Source organism: Faecalispora sporosphaeroides DSM 1294 (assembly GCA_000383295.1).
In the GTDB taxonomy this organism is placed as follows: Bacteria; Bacillota; Clostridia; order Oscillospirales; family Acutalibacteraceae; genus Faecalispora; species Faecalispora sporosphaeroides.
In genome coordinates this window covers 181815-200622 of sequence record KB911067.1, presented here as the reverse complement: position 1 = coordinate 200622, position 18808 = coordinate 181815, and the positions used below count along the sequence as shown (strand labels likewise).

Annotated in this window: 18 protein-coding genes; all 18 read right to left on the bottom strand. The window is 43.9% G+C overall.

All coding sequences use genetic code 11. From position 1 onward, the window contains the following. Positions 1–7: 7 nt before the first annotated feature. The 18 genes from G340_RS0104580 to G340_RS17195 all read right to left on the bottom strand — a co-directional run bounded on the left by G340_RS0104580 (position 8) and on the right by G340_RS17195 (position 18805). On the bottom strand, positions 8–1258 hold the full coding sequence (locus G340_RS0104580) for a toprim domain-containing protein (protein ID WP_020072482.1): 1251 nt from the start codon (positions 1256–1258) through the stop codon (positions 8–10). 16 nt (positions 1259–1274) lie between these two features. Next, entirely contained in the window at positions 1275–1928 is a 654-nt protein-coding gene (locus G340_RS16385; RefSeq protein WP_020072481.1) for a 5' nucleotidase, NT5C type, read from the bottom strand. Between the two features lie 42 nt (positions 1929–1970). Then, positions 1971–2486 carry a hypothetical protein gene (locus G340_RS0104570; RefSeq protein ID WP_020072480.1) on the bottom strand — a complete coding sequence of 172 codons (516 nt, stop codon included), beginning with the start codon at positions 2484–2486 and terminating at the stop codon, positions 1971–1973. Continuing rightward, positions 2487–3926 carry a hypothetical protein gene (locus G340_RS0104565; protein ID WP_020072479.1) on the bottom strand — a complete coding sequence of 480 codons (1440 nt, stop codon included), beginning with the start codon at positions 3924–3926 and terminating at the stop codon, positions 2487–2489. After that, positions 3923–4171 carry a hypothetical protein gene (locus G340_RS0104560; protein ID WP_020072478.1) on the bottom strand — a complete coding sequence of 83 codons (249 nt, stop codon included), beginning with the start codon at positions 4169–4171 and terminating at the stop codon, positions 3923–3925. Before G340_RS0104560 ends, G340_RS0104565 begins: the two co-directional genes overlap by 4 nt. 50 nt (positions 4172–4221) lie before the next feature. Beyond that, positions 4222–5982, bottom strand: coding sequence for a M23 family metallopeptidase (locus G340_RS18390; protein WP_020072477.1), 1761 nt, complete (start codon positions 5980–5982; stop codon positions 4222–4224). A 6-nt stretch (positions 5983–5988) separates the two neighbouring features. After that, the gene (locus G340_RS0104550) at positions 5989–8310 is read right to left on the bottom strand and encodes a VirB4-like conjugal transfer ATPase, CD1110 family (protein ID WP_177309643.1); all 2322 of its coding nucleotides are present in this window, start codon (positions 8308–8310) and stop codon (positions 5989–5991) included. Further along, complete coding sequence (locus G340_RS0104545; RefSeq protein ID WP_020072475.1) at positions 8261–8710, bottom strand: PrgI family protein; 450 nt, start codon at positions 8708–8710, stop codon at positions 8261–8263. The genes G340_RS0104550 and G340_RS0104545 overlap by 50 nt, the downstream gene beginning before the upstream one ends. Before the next feature lie 9 nt (positions 8711–8719). Next, positions 8720–9535 (bottom strand): VirB6/TrbL-like conjugal transfer protein, CD1112 family, encoded by an 816-nt coding sequence (locus G340_RS17200; RefSeq protein WP_020072474.1) that lies wholly within the window; start codon positions 9533–9535, stop codon positions 8720–8722. A 15-nt stretch (positions 9536–9550) separates the two neighbouring features. After that, complete coding sequence (locus tag G340_RS0104535) at positions 9551–9817, bottom strand: hypothetical protein (protein WP_020072473.1); 267 nt, start codon at positions 9815–9817, stop codon at positions 9551–9553. Positions 9818–9820: 3 nt separating this feature from the next. After that, complete coding sequence (locus tag G340_RS16370) at positions 9821–11515, bottom strand: VirD4-like conjugal transfer protein, CD1115 family (RefSeq protein ID WP_020072472.1); 1695 nt, start codon at positions 11513–11515, stop codon at positions 9821–9823. Next, a complete protein-coding gene (locus G340_RS0104525; RefSeq protein WP_020072471.1) occupies positions 11515–12009 on the bottom strand; it encodes a DUF3801 domain-containing protein in 495 nt (164 codons plus the stop codon). Before G340_RS0104525 ends, G340_RS16370 begins: the two co-directional genes overlap by 1 nt. Then, complete coding sequence (locus G340_RS0104520; protein WP_020072470.1) at positions 11999–13360, bottom strand: relaxase/mobilization nuclease domain-containing protein; 1362 nt, start codon at positions 13358–13360, stop codon at positions 11999–12001. Before G340_RS0104520 ends, G340_RS0104525 begins: the two co-directional genes overlap by 11 nt. Then, positions 13333–13677 carry a MobC family plasmid mobilization relaxosome protein gene (locus G340_RS0104515; protein WP_407635355.1) on the bottom strand — a complete coding sequence of 115 codons (345 nt, stop codon included), beginning with the start codon at positions 13675–13677 and terminating at the stop codon, positions 13333–13335. Before G340_RS0104515 ends, G340_RS0104520 begins: the two co-directional genes overlap by 28 nt. 140 nt (positions 13678–13817) lie before the next feature. Beyond that, a complete protein-coding gene (locus G340_RS17800) occupies positions 13818–13994 on the bottom strand; it encodes a hypothetical protein (RefSeq protein ID WP_020072468.1) in 177 nt (58 codons plus the stop codon). Further along, the gene (locus G340_RS0104505) at positions 13972–14931 is read right to left on the bottom strand and encodes an ArdC-like ssDNA-binding domain-containing protein (RefSeq protein WP_020072467.1); all 960 of its coding nucleotides are present in this window, start codon (positions 14929–14931) and stop codon (positions 13972–13974) included. Before G340_RS0104505 ends, G340_RS17800 begins: the two co-directional genes overlap by 23 nt. Further along, positions 14921–15316 (bottom strand): single-stranded DNA-binding protein, encoded by a 396-nt coding sequence (locus G340_RS16365; protein WP_020072466.1) that lies wholly within the window; start codon positions 15314–15316, stop codon positions 14921–14923. Before G340_RS16365 ends, G340_RS0104505 begins: the two co-directional genes overlap by 11 nt. Before the next feature lie 12 nt (positions 15317–15328). Further along, positions 15329–18805 carry an Ig-like domain-containing protein gene (locus G340_RS17195; protein ID WP_177309642.1) on the bottom strand — a complete coding sequence of 1159 codons (3477 nt, stop codon included), beginning with the start codon at positions 18803–18805 and terminating at the stop codon, positions 15329–15331. Between the last annotated feature and the right edge of the window lie 3 nt (positions 18806–18808).

Genomic DNA, 18808 nt, shown 5'->3' with positions numbered 1-18808 from the left:
ATGAAATTTATAGTGCGATTGCAGGTGCTTTTATGCTACGATTATTAACTATCTGTTTTTCAGGTTGGCGTAATGTCATTTTTTTCTGCAGGTGCTGCCGGTAATTTGTCAGTACGTTGTTCCAGTCGTTTAAATGTGGCTTATGAACGATAATCGTGTACTGCTTACTGTATTTTTCAATAATGCGATTTGTACCGTTCAGACCAGCATTTATTCTATGACCAGACTGTTCATCATCATTATTTAAGCCGCTGACTATTGTATCTATTTGTGGGTGATCTTTAAGAAATCGATCAAGAGCCTGTAATACGGAAGCCCCGCCAAGGCCAAGCATGTAGCAATCCTGGCGATCACTTTTTGTTTCCTGGCACACGCTCCAGTAGCTCATCCCCTCAATTGGACTTTCAAGGACGCAAACGGTATTTGAATCCGGAGATCCCTCAATAAGAAATGGGTAGCTTTTATCGGAGCCTTCAACATCCACTTTTAGAGACTTCGAACCCTCCTTAGTATTCATAGATCGAATCGAAGCGTATTTTGCCTTTCCATTTTCTCCATATCCTACCATGCACACGACGTTGAATTTGAAAATCTTTTTCTCCTTTATCAATTGTTGAATGGAGTCCGATGTCAGGCATTTTTCTTGAAAGATAGGGGAGCCTGGCTTGCCGTCGATGCTGAGAGATGTCGTTTCCGCTGGGATGTTTTGAAGCTCATCTTTGAACTTTTCTTTTACTTTATACTGGGCGTGGCCGTCTTTGTCGTAACCGGCAATTTTGATTTTGTTGTACGTAATTGCTTGGTACACTTTACGCTCTGCAACCATTCGTTTTACAAGCAACTCATCCAATCCTCTAAATTTGCACAAGTAGAAAAAAAGAGAATTGTATTTTTCTGCTCTTTCGGGTAGGATCATCTCTTTCTTTTCTTCAACGGGAAACTCAACGTGTTTTACAGGTCCTATTGGAGCAGATTGATTGATCGTACCAGCGAGAATGCAGATGGCCTCTTTGTACTCCCTGTTCTCATAGTGCTGAATAAAATCCAGTGCTCTTCCTTTGAGTGATTGAGAATTCCAGTACCAGCGGCCATCAGCCTTAAAAACCATGCTGTCATGCTCTTTTAGGTGGAACTCATTGCCGGTACGTACCAAGTGGTAACCTCTGGATAAGGCGTATTGCAACGCATTGTTGTTATTTAAAGCAGCTTCTTTTTCTTCATCCGTATAATACAATTCTCCGCTTCTGCTAACTGACATGTTTTCACTTCCTTTCTTATCGCTCCTTATCTCGGGTGGGTGATGTTCTGGATGGTGACGAATTTTGAAGAGCCTCGCTGTACCGATTCTGTAATGAGGCTGAGCTATGCTCTACCTGGACAGACCTTCTTTTTGGGGCATCATCACAAATCTCTATTCCATGGCGCATAATATCAACTATGTTTTCTGCAAGAACGGTGGGGGATTTGTCAAATCTAAGGCGGTCAAATGCCCAGGTTCCCCGGGTGTGATTGATATCGTTTAGTAGTTTGATCCCTTTTGCCGGTGGCTGCCAGTCGGTAAGATTCTTAGTGTAGTCGTCCAGAAGAAAATCATTTGGCCTTACACCTCCCTCGATGTAATCCTTTTTATCGCTTCCACATGGCAAAAAAGTCCGGTGGGCCTGATCGATTTCGGGCAAATACTGATCAAGCCAGGCGTTTTTTTCTTGTAATGCGTAGTGGCTATCAGTGAGATAAGCCGAAAGGATATTCACTTCTATATCCGGGTAATCACGAATGATTACCCGGATAGCTTCAACGACGTTGGTTTGCGGAGAGAGATTTAAGAAGTATCCTTTTTCATATAGAGTTTCCATTTCGAGAATGGGAGAGAATACTGCTAGGGTTCCATCCATGTCTACATAAAGTCGCTGTTTTTTGGTAGCCATATAATGAACACATCCTTTCAGAAAAGAAGAAACTGGAACAGATTACTTCTGTTCCAGTTTCTCTTGGGATTTTTTCAACAGGTATTGCAGCAGCCATTCGCTAAATCGTTCACCTAGGGTTTTCTGAGGAAGTGAATGAAGCTCATGCAAATTAATCATATGGGTTTGTTCAACAAAATGGTGAATAGCAGTATCGTAGTTCATATAGAGATTTCTTTGAATTTCACCAGTTTCGGGAGAAACAGTATAGGAGGCATATTGCATCCTTTGATGTTTCGGATTAAAAAACACGGTGAGCTGGCTGCCGCGATAATTAAGAATCATGAATTCACCAGAGCCAACGGAGGGCAGGTTGTTATGCTCCTGAAAGAAAGCAACGATTTTTCCGAGAGATTCTTTTTGCACTCCATCCGCATCAGTTACCAGACGAACAGAGAAATCTGGGAGAATGAATCCTACGGGAAGTCCCTGGTAAAAGACAATTAGGAATCTCTGGATTTTACCTTGCTCTTCCACGGTGTAGCCTAATGTTTCCAGATAAGAAACCAACTTTTCCATTTATTCCACCATTTCCTTTCCCTGTTCACGCTGCTGCTTGTCCCTGCCGGAGTTCTGCACAGCTGCTTGCTTCTGCGATTGTTCCAATCTACTCTCGATGGTTTCCGACCCGTCGTATTTTCCTGATTTCATGTTGGCCATAAATTCATCCAGAGAGTCGGTGCCGAATTTTGCAATGATCTCCTGTTGTAGATTTTCTTTTTCTTCCGGGTTAAAACCATCCAGTGTTTGCAGCAGATCAATGTATTCGGTGAAATCCTGTATTAAGAGTTCCTGATTTGGGGTAGGAGAGAATGTATCTGTTACGATTGAATTCTGTTTTTGAGAGAGCGAAGCGATTTTTCCCAGCAGATCTTTGTTGAGCTGAGAACTTAGGGCCTTATCTGAAAGAACTGCCGTGGCCAATTCTTTTATTTCAGAAACAGTTAATTCAGGCTCGATCTTACGGTCGTTCCTTTCCTCTCTGTTCTCTACAAAATCGGAAGCGCTTCCGATTTCTTTGCTCTCATCAACCAAAGGAGAAAGATAATGAACTTCTTGGTGCTGCTCCTGATCTCTACTGGTATCGCTCGTATACTCTTCCTGAGCCTGCATAACGGCTGCATTGATCTTACGCTTATGGGATTCCGTGGCCTGCTGAGTATAGGTGACTTCTTGTTTTTCATTCACAGTGGCAACCTGAACGTGCTGGTCCTGGATCGCGTAGTGCCGACCGGAGGGAGTGAAGGAAACTTTCAGTGCCAGGCCAATTTCCTTTAACAGCTCTTTCAATTTATCAAAAAAAGCAGGAAATGCAGGTGTTTGGTTACTGGTCTGCTGGTAAGCGCTGCGCAAATCATTGTTATGTCTCCGGTCATCGCTTGTGATGGTGACAAAATCATTTTTTCCAATGTATCCTACGATCTTTCCGTCCGTATCGGTTATGTCATACGCGCGGAAAGAGTCTTTTTGACTGGCAGCGATTGAGGAATATCCGCGTTTCCGAATAATGTCCATAAAGCGCTGAATTCGAGTCTTCTGATATGCGGAAGTGGGCATATTGCCGACAAGGCCGGAACGGGCTGCGAATTTTTGCGTAGCCTCAACCTTTTCGTAGCAGGTTTCCATTAATACCAGCTGACCATCCTCTTCCAGAGCGCTGATGTGATAGATCTCTCGATTGTCGTAGAAATCATAGACTACGGTCAGAACGGTATTTTCATATTGGGAGAGCTTTGCTTCGCCGCCGATTTCTTCCAATCCCTGAATGTTGACAGCGTGCAAGATTACCTGATCCAGAGCAGGGCGTTTTGCTTCATGCTCTGGAATCAGGCTTACGGAGAGATCCGGTAGGATAAACCCGCATGGATTTCCTTCGAATACCAGCGCGGCAGGGAAGACATCACTTCCAATGCTATTAACTTCATAACCTGATTTTGACAGTGCCTCTAAAACATTCATTTTTCTTCCTCCTTTTGATGATTGATTAAAGCATACAGGCGCTCAGTATCTTTGTTTTTGATTGCCTGAATGATTTCAGTGGCGTCAAATCCTTCAACAACAATGCTGTTTAAGTTGCAGAGCAGTTCAGATTGTTCTAATTCCTGCAACTTATCTTCTTTCTCTTTAAGATGCTGTTGCAACTTTTGCAGCCGATCCCGATCGTTTTGAATCGATTGTTTCAACTTTTCAATTCGTTCGCTCATATTAACCTCCTGAAATTATTGTAGGCAGGAAAGGATTATACCCTACCTGCCTACTTTTTAAAAAACTGTTGTGGATTTATCGGAACACCATTCTTTCGAATCTCGAAATGAAGATGAGGGCCAGTAGAATCTCCACTAGAACCAATGTAAGCAATGATTTGTCCTTTTTGGACACGATCTCCCTTGTTGACCAGAATTTTACTGCAATGGCCATACCGTGATGAGTAACCGTTGCCGTGGTCAATATAGACACATAAGCCATACCCGCCGCCCCAGCCGCTGTGAACGGCCTGGGTAACAACACCGTCAGCGGTAGCAACAATTGCCTTACCGTATGCTTCATAACCGGAGATGTCGATGCCTTTGTGCATCTTACCCCAGCGTTCTCCAAATGGGCTGGTGATTGTTATTACCCCTGGAGTCGGCCAGATGAATAAACCATCGCCATCCGTAACAATAATACCGGTAGTTGGCGAAGATGGATCGGAAATCTGCGTTAATACATCAAGCATTTCGAGCATATGATTCTTTTCCGTTTCAGTAAAGCCCAAAGAATCAATGATTTCTTCTGCTGTATAAATGTGTACACGAATCGTTATTTCGCGTGAACTTTCCTCCTTAACCTTTGCGTCTTCAGTTACCTTCTGCTCCGTATTACTTTTCTTCTCGACGGTATAGGTATTAAGTATGGAATGATATTTTTTCAGTGCTGCTTTATTTTCCTCAGTCAAATCAAGAACAGTCCAGTCTTTTGTGGCCAGGATCGCCAGTACGTTTGCATCCGTGTCCACAAATCCATTCCATTCAATTTTGACAGTCGTATTTGGCTTATCGCTGTACTTTTCTTTCTCATCGTTTATTTCCTGCTGAAAATCCTGATCCAGCTGTGCTACGTATTCAGTCAGCTCTGGGTGATCAATGGTAGAACCGACAAAAGAGTTGACAAAGGCACCGACAGCTTGATTCAGAAGCATAACTGACAATATTACCAGTAAACCTCCAATTAGAAACAACTTTGTACCAGGGCCGACTAAAACTTCTTTCACGCCCTGCAATATAACCTTAATAATATTGCTATGGACAGAAGAGCTTTGAACCTGCGGAAGAATACTTCTGGCCTTTACCCGGGCAGCCCTTAATACAGCTGAATTTCTTGCAGCTGTTATCTGGATTTCATTTGAAACTGCTGTCTTGGATTTGACGCGATAGGATCTACTCTTATAAAATCGGTGAATATCCCGGTAGGCTTGAACTGCGCTCTGCACATCCTGCGTATACTCACCGACTGCCTGCAGGCCGATACTGTCACTCTCTTTTAATTCTCTGGCGGTATCCCTGACAACATAGCGTCCAAATCTTTGAATGGATTTTCGGCCATTGGCATTCTGAAAGCGTTGCAGGTAGGGAATAGAAATATAAGGTGCTTGCTGAAGTGCAATTTGCGTGGATATGGATGATTGTGGATAGCGGATAATTGCGGTGCCTTTTATCTGTCCGCCGGTGCGCGGTAAAGCAGTGACGGGTGGAGCTGCGGCGGCAGAAGCTTTTGTTTTGTCACCGGCGCGTAATGCAGAGGGAGAGACAGCTGTCGATTTGAAAGATTGTGGTTTGCTGGGGCGCTGATATGCTGGATGAACTCGTTTATCAGTCGGCACCGGCGTTTTTGTGTGGGTGTATTCAGTCGTACCGGGGCGCTGGTAATGAATTTCCTTTGCAAAGTCACTCTGTGTAAGCATTTTTGTGGCACCGGTCGTAAGATTTTGCTTTTGAATGCCGTTGCGGGTATGTTTGATGACTTCCTTATCCAGCATCATCTATCACCCGGCCTGTGGTTTTCCGACATCGGTCATGAATACTTCAAAAAGCTTGCCTTGCTCAATCACGTTATTGAATTCGACGATGCTGTTTCCGGCCTTAAACAAGCCGGTGCCTTTGTCACAGGTCAGTAACTTGTGTATTTGCTGATCTGACAAGTTCATGACCTGTGCAACGTCGCCGATCATATCATTTTTTTGTCGGAAAAGCATGACAAATTCTGAGTTGGAAAGCAGGGCCTTTGCTTCTTCGCTTCGGCAGACATCCCGCACCTCCTGTGTCATGCCGGTGGCAATCAGACCGTACTTTCTGCCGCGCTTCCAGGTGTTGATTAGCCAGTCACCCGTGCTTGGATTCTTCAGGCTGTGATGAATTTCGTCATTCCAAAGCCAGGTGGTTTGATTCAGCGCCTGATTCTTGGTAATCAGGTTCCAGCAGAAATCCTGAATAATGGTCATACCCATTGTTTTCAGCTGCTTGCCCAGCTTCTTCGTGTTAAAGCACAGTACTCTGTTGTTAACGTCGATATTGGTTTTTCCGGCAAAAATGTTCAGGGTACCGACAATGTATATTTCCAAAGCGCTGACCAAATCCCGTGCCTCCTTCTCCGGCTGCTTTTTCAGGTTCTCATAGAAATCCATGAATGTCGGAATATTTTCCAAACAAGGCTCGCCTTGATAATTTTTGTAAATATTACGAACGCAGCGGTCAATAATGGAGCGCGTAATGTCTGGAATTCCGTTACTGTAGTTCAGGGTAACTTCGATAAGGGAAATAATAAAATCAGATTTGAAGGGAATTGGATTTGGTTCATCCTCGCCGCCATAAAACTCATTGATGTCGAATGGGTTAAATTTGGTCTTAGAGTTGTTGGATACTTCAATCACCTGGCCGCCCAGCAGTTCTACTACCTTTGTGAATTCGCCATCCGGATCAATGATGAGAATGTCATCCTTAGTCCTAAAAAAGCACTCCCAAACTTCCATCTTAGCGCCCATGGATTTTCCGGAGCCGGATGCGCCAAAATAGAAGCCATGAGCATTGTTGTACAGCTTTCGATTCATAATGATCACATTATTACTGAGCTTGTTTTTTCCGTAAAATAGTCCACCAGTGTGAACAATTTCCACCACATTGAAAGGAATGAATACGGCCAGCGAAGAAGTGGTGAAAATTCTTTTTATAAAAGTATCATTGCGCCCTAAAGGAAGAACGGAATTGAAACCATCTTCCTGGGCAAAGGTAAAGGGCCGCAGTGTGCATCCGTTTTTATAAACCTTGCTGTCGATGTTTTCTGCGATAACAGAAAGCTCCTGCAGCGATTTTGCCCGAATATGAATCAGAACGTTAGCCAGAAACATTTTCTCATTTCTGGTTTCCAGATCAGACAAAAAAGATTCTGTGTTCTCGATGGCCTTTTTTAAATCCCGTGGCGGTTCCGGGATTAGAATTCCATACGTGAGCTGTCGGCTGCGGTTGTCCTCCTTTTCTTTTTCCAGATGACGTAACCTTGTTCGAACTTCATCAATGGATTCTCTGGGGTTTTGGGGTAGCACATTAATGGTAAGCAAAATGCTGTTATCGATGGTAGTAATCTCTTTTACCAGCTCATCAGACAAATCCTGCGGTAGTTCTGCCAGAAAAAAAGTTTGTGTATAATAATCCCCTAGTTGAATGTAGTCGTCGTGGCTGGTATCCATAGAATACGGAGCAATGATGTCCTTGTCTATGACTCCACTTGCAGCCATTTGCTGAAAGCTTAAGGCAGATGTATCGTCCGGACGATAGACTTCTCTCAAAAGGGACAGTCGCTCCAGCTTGTTCAGACGTTTGGTCGCGCAGCCAAGCATACGCAGTTGTTGCAGGATTTCACTGTCAATGCGGTCAAAGCGAACAACTGCGTTAGAAATATCATCATCCTGAATGGTAATGGTGATGTACTTCTGCTGAACGTAAGAGTTGTTTCCATTCATCCTGCTAGTGAGCATTTGGTTGTATTCGTCCACACATTGCCGTAAATCATTGGAGGCCCCTTTCGGGGAACTGATGTATAGGTCAACGTTCGTGCGTGAAAGCTGTTTAGTTAGAATGTGAATCTGAAACTGCATTGTGTCATCAAATGCGTTTAGAAAATCACAGTATTTTTCAAAGGTTTCGATTCGAGAGGATTCCTGTGTATTGCTGTAATTGGTATCTTCAAATGAAAAAGTGGCGCTGTATCGGCCATTTCCAAGAAAGCAGATTCCGTTATCAAATATAACATCAAAAGGGATGCTATTTTGAGCAGTGTCTCTTTTTTCCCAGGGCAGAGATTTTCTTGCCATTTGCTTTTTTACTTTCTTCTGAGGCTTCTTTTTCAAGTCTTTCAAGCTGATCATTTGCGTTTCTCCACTCCTTTTGATTGCCTTGAATGATTTCATATAGATTTTTCATGGAAAACTTTCGCTTTTGCAAGTATTTGTGCTTTGCTTGGTACTTGTATTTCAGTATCCGTTCCAGATGCTGGCCATCTTTGCTGTAGATGCCAAACCACATTACAATCAGGCCACAGGTTGTCGAAACTCCACCGGCAAGATCAATACTGCCGGTGGGCCAGAATATTGCAGCAAAAACCACAAAAATAATTGCGAGAGCTGCTAGAATGAAAATTAGCATTCTGCCAGAAAAATTCCCCCATACTTTGTTCTCATATTTGTAGACATCCTCGGGTATCTTTACAATCATAGAAACCTCCTAATAGGTCGCTAAAAGTTTTTTGGACATTGTCCCGGTTTTAGTAAGCATGAAGATCAAAAGCAGAGAATATCCAATCATCTGCCAAGCCCCCTCCATATCTGCTTTAATTGCGACGGTTTGAATCAGCTGGGTGTACAAGACAACACACAAAATGATAAAGCCGCCCTGCAAGAGGACGGCTGCAAACAGTTTTATAAAGTTCTTCCCGATTTGGCTAAACTCACTATGAATTAGAGTGGCAAAAGGAATGGGAGCAAAAATCCAGTACAGCATGATTTCAAAAAGGCGGCCATATACAATTACCATTATGACAACGCCCATTCCTTTCATGATAAATGCAAGGGGGAGAAGCTGAAGCAAATATGCCATCTTGTCGAGAAAAGACATCCCGCTAATTTGGTTATACCAAGTAACATATTCGTCAGAACCGTTTTGTGCTGCCAATCCGACTTTATCTCCAATTTGAACAATCACTCCGTTTATTTGTATAAATAGAATTTTGAGCAAATCGTATGTCCTGTTGATCAGGAGAAAGGGGAGAATAAATTTGAATACAGTCGTCGAAACCAGCTGCAAATCCATTTCTCCATTTGCCTTGCAGTAAACTTGATAGAGTTCTGCTGCCATAAAGTAGGAGAGAATGGCAATTGCAAAGGGCATAACAATGGTGGTTCCAAGATTCAATAGAGTTGTCCAAAAGGAAGCACCGAAAGCCTCTGATGGCGACATTGTAACCTGGTGAGTGATGTCAACCAGATTTTTAGAGATTCCTGAAAAGATGTTTGCTATACTGTCGCGCAGAATATCATTCAAAGGTACTCACCTACCTTACAGGTTGAGAAAAGGGCTGAATAGGGGAGACATCAGCACGGCTCCGATGCCTGCCTGTGCTTCCGCAGCACCTACCTCTTTGATCGCCCAGGTCATAATGAAACCGGAGATGGCTGCAAAGGCAATGCCGCCTACAATTTTTTTGGTACCGACGCTGCTCTGTTGGCCATCGCCGAACATATCGTTGATTCCCCATATCACCGAGAAAGCGCCCATGACAATCAGAAAAATCCGTAAGAGAGTTAAAATTGTTGTGCTTTGCATACTTTATTCCTCCTGTAAATCGACAGTATAGTATTGAATGCTGGCGTGTTGAAGATCAAGTCCTCTATGAAATACATAAGCGTTCGCTTCATCGTAATCTGCCAGCTGCTTGTAATTCGGATGCTGCCGGGGATCATACTTTGCGCTTTTGAACGGAGGAAGACCACGGATGCTGACAATGCAGCTATCTTTGTCGAGTCTGGACACCTCAGTTTCGTCCAAAAGAAACCTTCCGGCTTTCTGCTCCGTGGAATTATAACTGTTCAGACCCATGCTCCCCGAAGCGCCGCTGCCGCCATATGAAACGGTATCAATCGTAGCCGAACCCAGCAGATCCTTGGAAACATATTTTGTGGTGTCCTCACCCTTGCCGCCCAGGAATACCGTGGTGTCGCAGTTTCCTTCAATTGTCGCCCAGTGATCTTTATAGAGAGCCTTTGCCTGATTAACATTTTGAAACAGGAATTCCAACGAAATCCAGTGCTTTCTTAAGACAGCCACTAAAATGTGCAGGTTTGGAAAATACCCGATGTTGGCAATCTCATCGAGGATGCATCGCACAGGTATTTTCAAGTGTATATCTGGCTGTTTTGTTGCCCGTCGGCAAAGGGTATTAAACAGAACATCCAGAAGGATGGCAACCAAGAAATTGTAGGTAGGGTCCTTGTCATTGATTATCAGAAAAAGGGCGGTTTTTTCATCGCCCATTCTGTCTAGTACCATTTCGTCATCTGCAACAAGTGCAGATACCTTAGGAATATCGAAGCATGACAAACGGACACCGACGCTAATCAAAATGGATTTTGCGGTCTTACCTGCGGCAAGCTTATACTTTTTATATTGCTTTACTGAAAAACTGTCAGGATTTTTTTGTTCCAGCTCCTCGAAAAGAATATCTACGGCCGATTTGTAGGACTCATCTTCTTCTTTGACTTCGGAGTGGTTCAAAAGGAACACCACGGAATTTAGAGTCTTTTCATGCTCCAGGCAGGTTTCCTGCACGAAAGAGATATGAGCCATCAGCCAGAGCTTTTCAGCGTTAGTCCAGAAAGGATCACGCGCTGAGTTGTTTGCAGAACCATTGCCGCCATTGGTATTGGCAATTAAAAGTTCTACGAATCGCAGAATGTCTTCCGTTTCCACAAAATAGTTTAAAGGATTGAAGTGCATGCTTCTGGCCATATCCACAACATTAAACACCTTCACTTTATAGCCATTCTGTTCCAGCATTTTTCCCTCATCATGTAAATGCTCACCGCTGGGATCCGTAACAACGTAGCTGGCATTCATTTGCATAATGTTGGGCTTCGCATAAAATCGGGATTTACCAGCGCCCGAGCCGCCGATGATAAACACATGACAATTCAGCATTGTTTGCCGCATGTTCATGGATAGGTATTCGGTTGCCGATAAGATGATATTTTTGAAGAAGTCTTTGTCTATTAACGGCTTTATATCAGCCTTTCTTCCCCAACGGGAAGAACCATGCTCTTTGTTAGCGTATTCACGTTTCTTTTTTCCATTTATAATGTGTGGCAAAAGCATGATAAAAGAAATCACCGCAGAAATCTCTGCGGTGATTATTTCGTCGAACATATTAAATTGTTTTAACACCAAACGAGCTGATAGAAAGCAGATAAAAAAGATTAACCAAAAATTGATAATCAGTTGAAGCCATTTTTCTTTCCATGTCTGCACTACCTTGCTACCTCCTTTGTTTTTCCACGAGATTTAACACGGGATTTTTCCTTTTCCTGTGCCTTGTTAAATTGAAGAGCTGCTTCATGAGCTTTTTCAAAACGCTCATTCAGATCGCCGCGATCTATCGTCTTGTCTTTCAAAAAATCTTCGGCTGCCATTTCTACCTTTGAAATGTCTTTAGCTCGAAACACAAAAAAATAATGGTTTGGATCGTTCTGCTCTTGAATGAGAGAATACTCCAAACCATATTTTTTTGCGTATTGATCGAAGCCGGCCAGCTGCTCCTTGCTGACCTCCATTCCCTGCACCTGAATGTTACCGTCTTGAGAAAGCCGATCCATTTTAATCTGATTGGGTGTTCGGTTATTAATAATCTTTTCACCCTTTTTCTTTAAAGCCCTGAAAAAAGCTTTAAGCATTTTACCGGTAAGTTTACCGGAAGTTCGAAAAGAGTAGACAACCATCTTTTCACTAAGTTCATCACCGACCATAATCATATCCTCCTTTTTCTCGATGGACTTTATCAATCACTCGCTTTGCGCTGTTGATTTGTTCCAGCTTATCTTGCAGGTCAAAATATTTACTTTGCAGATCATCCAGTTCCTTTCTGCTCTCTTTCACAGACTGCTCCAAATCCCATTTCGATTCAGTCGTGATGGGAATACCGGACAGTATTTCCTCGGCATTTAAATATAAGTCAAGCTCATTTCTGTGAGTTTGATAGAATCGGTCTTTCAGTAAAGCTTGCTCGTACTCTCGTGCAACATCATCATATTTTTCCAAAATATTCATAGCGTTGAGTAGTTGTTCAGCCTTGTCCAATTCACTTTCTGCCTGAAATATTTTGTTTTTGGCAGCAGCAGCAAAATCATAAAGAGACTGAATGTTTTGCTGTATATCCCCATAATTACGAACATCATAATCGGAAAGAACACCAGAGGCTTGAAACATTGACTGAATGTTTCTAAGCCGCTGAGAATAAGAAATGTTTTCGATCAGAGTTTCTTCCTGACAAGCTTGTGGAATAGCGGAAGTACTTCCGATTTCAGCAAAACCATATTCATCGACAATTCTCTTTTTAATACTGCTTTCTTTGTAATCTCCTCCTAAAGTGTAAACACGAATATTCCGTTGCTGACCATTTGTACGATTGCGTACAGTGAGGTATTTACCAGAGCTTTTCACATAATAGTCCTGCTCCAGCAGGGTAAGAAACTCTTCATAACTTTTCGCAGCTTGAACGCAACGATCAATGTCATTTTTAAGAATTGTGCGGAACGGTGTAACCTTGGTATTTGTATATGTTCTTTTGCTGCGCGACTGAGAGGGAACCACAACAGATAGGCCGTAAGCATCACAAAGAGAATCACTGCATTCGGCCAACCGTTTCGGTGTGAATTTTGTTTGATGGAATTTTTTATAATCGTCCCCAACAATATTAAAAATGATATGATTGTGGATACAACGCGTATTGATATGTGTTGCAACAACATATTGATATTTGCCCCCAAGAAATTGCTCTGCCAATCTGCACCCTAGTTCGTGAGCAGTTTTTTCATTTACTTCACCGGGTGCAAATGACTGGCGCATGGTCATAAGCATATAAGACTTTTTTTTACCTTGATAATCTTGAATGACGCTTCTGCCTGTGATCTGTTCGGATAGCCGGTGCTGCATAAGTATTTCGTAATGAGCGCTGTCCGGTGAACATTTATATCCTGTTACCCATTTACCATCGCGAGTTTTTTGCGGATTAGTAATATAGGAAATGGAGTCAAAGGCCGTTTGCAAGGCGGTTCGCCCTGGTCGAATTGCTATGCCTTCGATGTAAGTAGTTGCCATATTTGATCGATGCCCTTCTTAATTTCTTTCAACTCGGACAATTCAATATCTCCGTGTGTGTTTGCAATTCGAGTCATCTGGTTCAGGTTGTTGCCGATGCGAGATAGTTGATAAACAACATCGGATAGACCTGCAAAATCCTGCTTGATGACGTATCCATCCAGTGCCATTTTTCGAAGATATGCTTCTCTATTGTTAGAGAAACCGGCATCCTCCATCTTCTCTTTGAGAAATTGTAACTCGTCATCTGTAAAGCGGATCATCATAGACCGCTTCCTGACTCGGTTTTTTTCCAACTGTTGCGCCTCCTGCTTCATCATTTTATTCTAAGGATAATTATTAAGGGGTTTTAGGGGACACCCTAACGAGCGATTTTGCAAAAACTCCGGAACGGAAGATTTTGCAAAATTGGCATGTGGATAGCCACATGCAGTGCTCGCCCGTAGGGAAACCCTACCTATTTTTGGCTACGCCGCGAAAGCTTTAGAATGAGATGCCGCAGCGCGGTCTGATTGGTATTTTCATTTTCGTCGCGCAACGAGGATTCCAAAGTTTTCAACTTTTCCTCATCGCTTAAATCAGAAATTGATTCAAGAATCGCGAGTTCCTCGTCATTGAAATAGATTTTTTCCATATTTCATAACCTCCTGCTGCTGATTGCTTCTGGCGATTTTCTGCTCCGCCTGGTGCAATTTTTCATCGAGTCCGCATTCTGTGATCGGTTCCACCTTTTCTTTTTCTTGAGCTAAAGCTTCAAATTTTTCTGAAAGCTGACTTACAATTGCGCTGGCCTGCTGCTGGATGTTTGCCAGAATATCTTGAAGTTCTGAGGCTTCCATCTTGCTGCTCCAGATAGCAACATAATCAAAACTGTAGCTTGATGTATCTACCCCTAGAAAGTCAGAAATAATGAAAGCGACGCTTTCAGCTTCCACCTCTTCCTGCTCTCTGGATTTTTTAGAATCTTCATGAAGCAACGAGTGTGCAATTTCGTGAATCAGAGTTTTTATCGTCTGTTCATCGCTCATACTGATCTTAATCGCAATTTTTTTGTTCTCTGAGTTGCAATAGCCTTTTGTATTTCCAGGTATCTGTTCGAAGCAGATATTGTAAGGGGAGATATCTTTCAGCATAGAAAAAATCTGATCAAAACGATCTATCTTGCCGGTCAATTCATTACAAAAAGAGGGAAGGGGATCGCCTTCGGTCTGCGATACATCCCATACGTAAGCGATCTTAAATTTCACTACAGACTGCTCTGTTTCCTCTCCTTCTTTTGCAGGATTCTCACTCTCCAGCTGAATTTTTTTCTTGATAAGGTACGGGGCAAAGATCGCAATTCCCTTTTGACCTCTTTTAACATACCGATTGAGTTTTTTCCAAGACTCGAATCCCGCAACCCTTTTCGCTTCGGGCATCTGCAAATGAATCAACAAGCTGTTTCGAAACGAATAGGAATGAAATTTAGACATGGTTTGGAGGTACTGCTTGAATCGATCGCCATGAAAAACTTCTGTGACGCCGTCCAATAATTTGTCGGTGATTTCTTTGTATTTTTCATCACTTGCCATCTGGAATTCCTCCATCATCATCTAAAAAGTCAGGAGAAGGATTCGGCGTTGTTGCCGAATCCTTTTCCTTTTGTTCTCCTGTGAAGTGGGCATTATCTACCAGTATTTCAAAGGCCTTCCTTTTATTTCCGTCTCGATCGCGATAGATTCGCGTCTGAATCAATCCTTCAACGGCGATTAGTTGCCCTTTACGAAAATATTTGCAAATGAATTCTGCCGTCGAGCGCCAGGCAACAAAATCGATAAAATCAGCTTGAGAATCTTTGCCCGAAAATTTCGGCCGATCAACAGCAAGTGTAAAGCTCGTCACAGCCAAATCTTGAGGTGTATGCCGTAGCTCTGGAGTATCGACCAGCCGCCCCATAAGAACAGCAACATTTAACATTTTTCTGCCTCCTTATAAATCTAAATAGCCAGAAGAGCTGGTGATAGGAATGCCAAAGATAACAAGATCACCGGGTTGCCAAGTAACACCAACATACCCGGATTCTTTGCTGTTTGCCCTTACCGTCGAAGAGAAATGCAAGTGAACATAAGTTGTGTCCTTCGCTGTTGTCCTCCATGATCTTGTATTATTAGATAACGAAAACGAGCTGGTATTCGTTCCAGGATAATACAAATTGACATGCCCGCCTGAGCTAGCAGAACCATCTTCATCGTATTCTCGCAATGTAATTGTAATATCTTGGTTGTTAGTAGGAATTGTAATGGCTCTGGAGAAAGTGATTTTTAATTCGCCGTACCCATGTTTTTCTTTTTTGTCGTTCTCCCATGCTGCAAATCTACCAGAACCGTCCCCATAGAACCTCATGTCCATTCCGGAAGATGTCCACTTCTCTTCTGTCGTGACTGTGAATTTTACGCCTACGCCAACTACACACGTTGCGGTATGTGTACCAACTCGAGCGGTGATGATGGTTTCACCTACCTGTGAAATGCCCGCAGTAACTTTGCCTGTCGCGTCTACGGTGGCAATGGCCGGATTACTGGATGTCCAGATGACCACCTTGCTTTCTGTCGTATCAACGGGATCAAAAGAAACTGTCAGCTGATCGGTAGCACCTTTATCAGGATTGAGATAGCTCTTATCCAACGAAATATTGTGAATCAAGGCTACTACATTAACATTGCACAATGCTGTATGTGCGCCGACCTTGGCTGTGATAATAGCCGAGCCGATTTTAACCCCGGTAACTTTGCCGGAGCTGTCCACGGTGGCTACGCTCGGATCGCTGGAAGACCAAACAACAGTCTTATCCTCGGTGGTATCGGGCGGGTCGATGTTGACTGTTAGCTGATCGCCGGTACCACGGTCAAGGGTAAGCTCTGTTTTATCAAGCGTGATGCTGTGAATCAAAGCTACAACAGTAACACTGCACGATGCAGTATGCGTCCCTACCTTAGCCGTGATAGTAGCTGTACCGATTTTAACCCCGGTAACTTTGCCGGTGCTGTCGACCGTGGCCACGTCCGGATCGCTGGAAGACCAGGCAACGGTTTTATCTTCGGTGGTGTCTGCGGGGTCATATAGAACTGCAATTAAGTTACTGGTACCTCGATCAACTATCAGAGCGGATTGATCCAGTGCAATGCTTTTGATCAGTGCCACAACATTAATATTGCAGCTGCAAGCATGAGTTCCGACAGTGGCCGTAATGGTAGCCGAACCGATCTGCACAGCCGTCACCTTACCGGATGCATCCACGGTGGCAACAGTCGGATCACTCGAAGACCAGGTTACTGTTTTATTTTCGGTGGTATCCGGCGGATCGATGCCTACTATTAGCTGCCCGGTAGTGCCTCGATTAAGGGTCAGCTCGGTTTTATCCAGTGCAATGTTGTGAATCAAAGCCACAACATTTATTGTGCATCTGGCGGTATGCGTCCCCACCTGTGCGGTGATGGTGGCCGAGCCAATCTTAACCCCGGTCACCTTACCGGCTGCGTCTACAATGGCAACGTCGGGATTGCTTGATGTCCAAGTAATCGTTTTATCCTCAGTAGTATCAGGCGGGTCGATGTTGACTGTTAGCTGATCGCCGGTACCACGGTCAAGGGTAAGCTCTGTTTTATCCAGGGCGATGCTGTGAATCAAAGCTACAACAGTAACACTGCACGATGCAGTATGCGTCCCTACCTTAGCTGTGATAGTTGCTGTACCGATTTTCACACCGAACACTATTCCAGAGCTGTCCACCGTAGCCACGTCGGGATCAGTGGAAGACCATGTAACCGTCTTATCCTCAGTAGTATCAGGCGGGTCGATGTTGACTGTTAGCTGATCGCCGGTACCACGGTCGAGGGTAAGCTCTGTTTTATCCAGGGCGATGCTGTGAATCAGCGCCACAACATTAATTTTGCACGATGCGGTATGCTCACCAACCTTAGCCGTAATGGTGGCCGAACCGATCTTTACACCGGTCACCTTTCCGCTATCGTCTACTGCGGCCACGTTTGGATCATTGGAAGACCAGGTCACTGTTTTATCCTCCGTCGTGTCCAGAGGAACGATAGAAGCTTTGAGTTGGCCATCAGTGCCGCGATCAAGTGTCATTTCTGACTGGTCTAAATAAACACCATCAATTAAGGCATTCACCGTCACGTTGCATGTGGCCGTGAATTCTCCGCAGCGGGCTGTTACAGTTGTCGTACCAATGCTGTAACCTACAACATTGCCCTGCTGGTCAACGTTGGCCACTTCGGGAGCGCTGCTGCTCCATGCAACTTCCCGACCTGATGTAGTATCATCCGGTAAAAAGCTGATTGTCAGCTTATCCGTGGTGTTGCGATTAAGAGTAAGAGTGGATTTGTCCAGCTCGATGCCGGTCATCGGTGACAAAACCGTGACTTCGCAGCTGGCCGAAGCGCCGACTGCCGAAGCCTTAACCGTTGCTTTACCAGGCTTTAAAGCCGTTACCTTGCCAGCATCATCCACGCTTACAATTTCGGAATCTGAGGATGTCCACGTAATGGTCTTATCATCCGTAGTATCCTCCGGGGTGATCTTGGCCGTGAGCTGCTCGGTGCTGCCCTTGTCGATTGACAGCTCCGTGTGGTTTAAACTGATGCCGTCCATCAGCACTACCACGGTAACTTGGCATGTAGCTGACTTTTGACCTGCTGTGGCCGTGATCGTGACAGTACCGGCTCCAATGCCGGTTACCTTGCCGCTGCTGTCAACATCGGCCACATCTTTGTTTGATGTTGTCCAGGTTACCGTTTTGGTTGTTGCGTTCTGAGGGGCAATAGTTGCTGTAAGCTGTAATGTGTTTTTGCGATTGATGGTAACATCACTTTGATCAAGTACAATAGATTGCACATCAACGGCGTGAGAACCGCCCCCACCGGATGGTTTTGGCCGGTTTCCGGGAATGACCGTTCCACCAGAACTTGAACTGCTGGAACTGGAATTATCAGAAGCACTTCCGCTGCTGGTGCCAGGGTCAGCCGGAGCAGGAGCCGAGCTGCTCGAAGAGTTCCCGGCTTCCTGTCCGGTTATAGAAGACGTATCTGCCGAAGAGCTACCGGAAGTACCAGTACCACCGGCAAGCTCCGCGACATAGGAATAATCTTTTTCAGTGCTTGTATCCCTGATATCTCCTGAAATCGAGCTTTCGGTATCGGGATCACCGATTTGAGAAGATACAGGACTTTGAGGATCATAAATCCGAATACCAGTCGGAATGTTTATTCCCGGTGATTCGGAATTATTGTTATTAATTGTATCTGACGAAACAGTTGTATTTTCAGATGAAGAGAATAGTGGTATTTGAATGATACCTAAAGCATTAAGAATGGTGCCTCCACCAAAAATCGAGAACATAAATAATAACATCAGAGTCAAAATGAACGAGGTTTTTCGATCTCTTTTCATGTT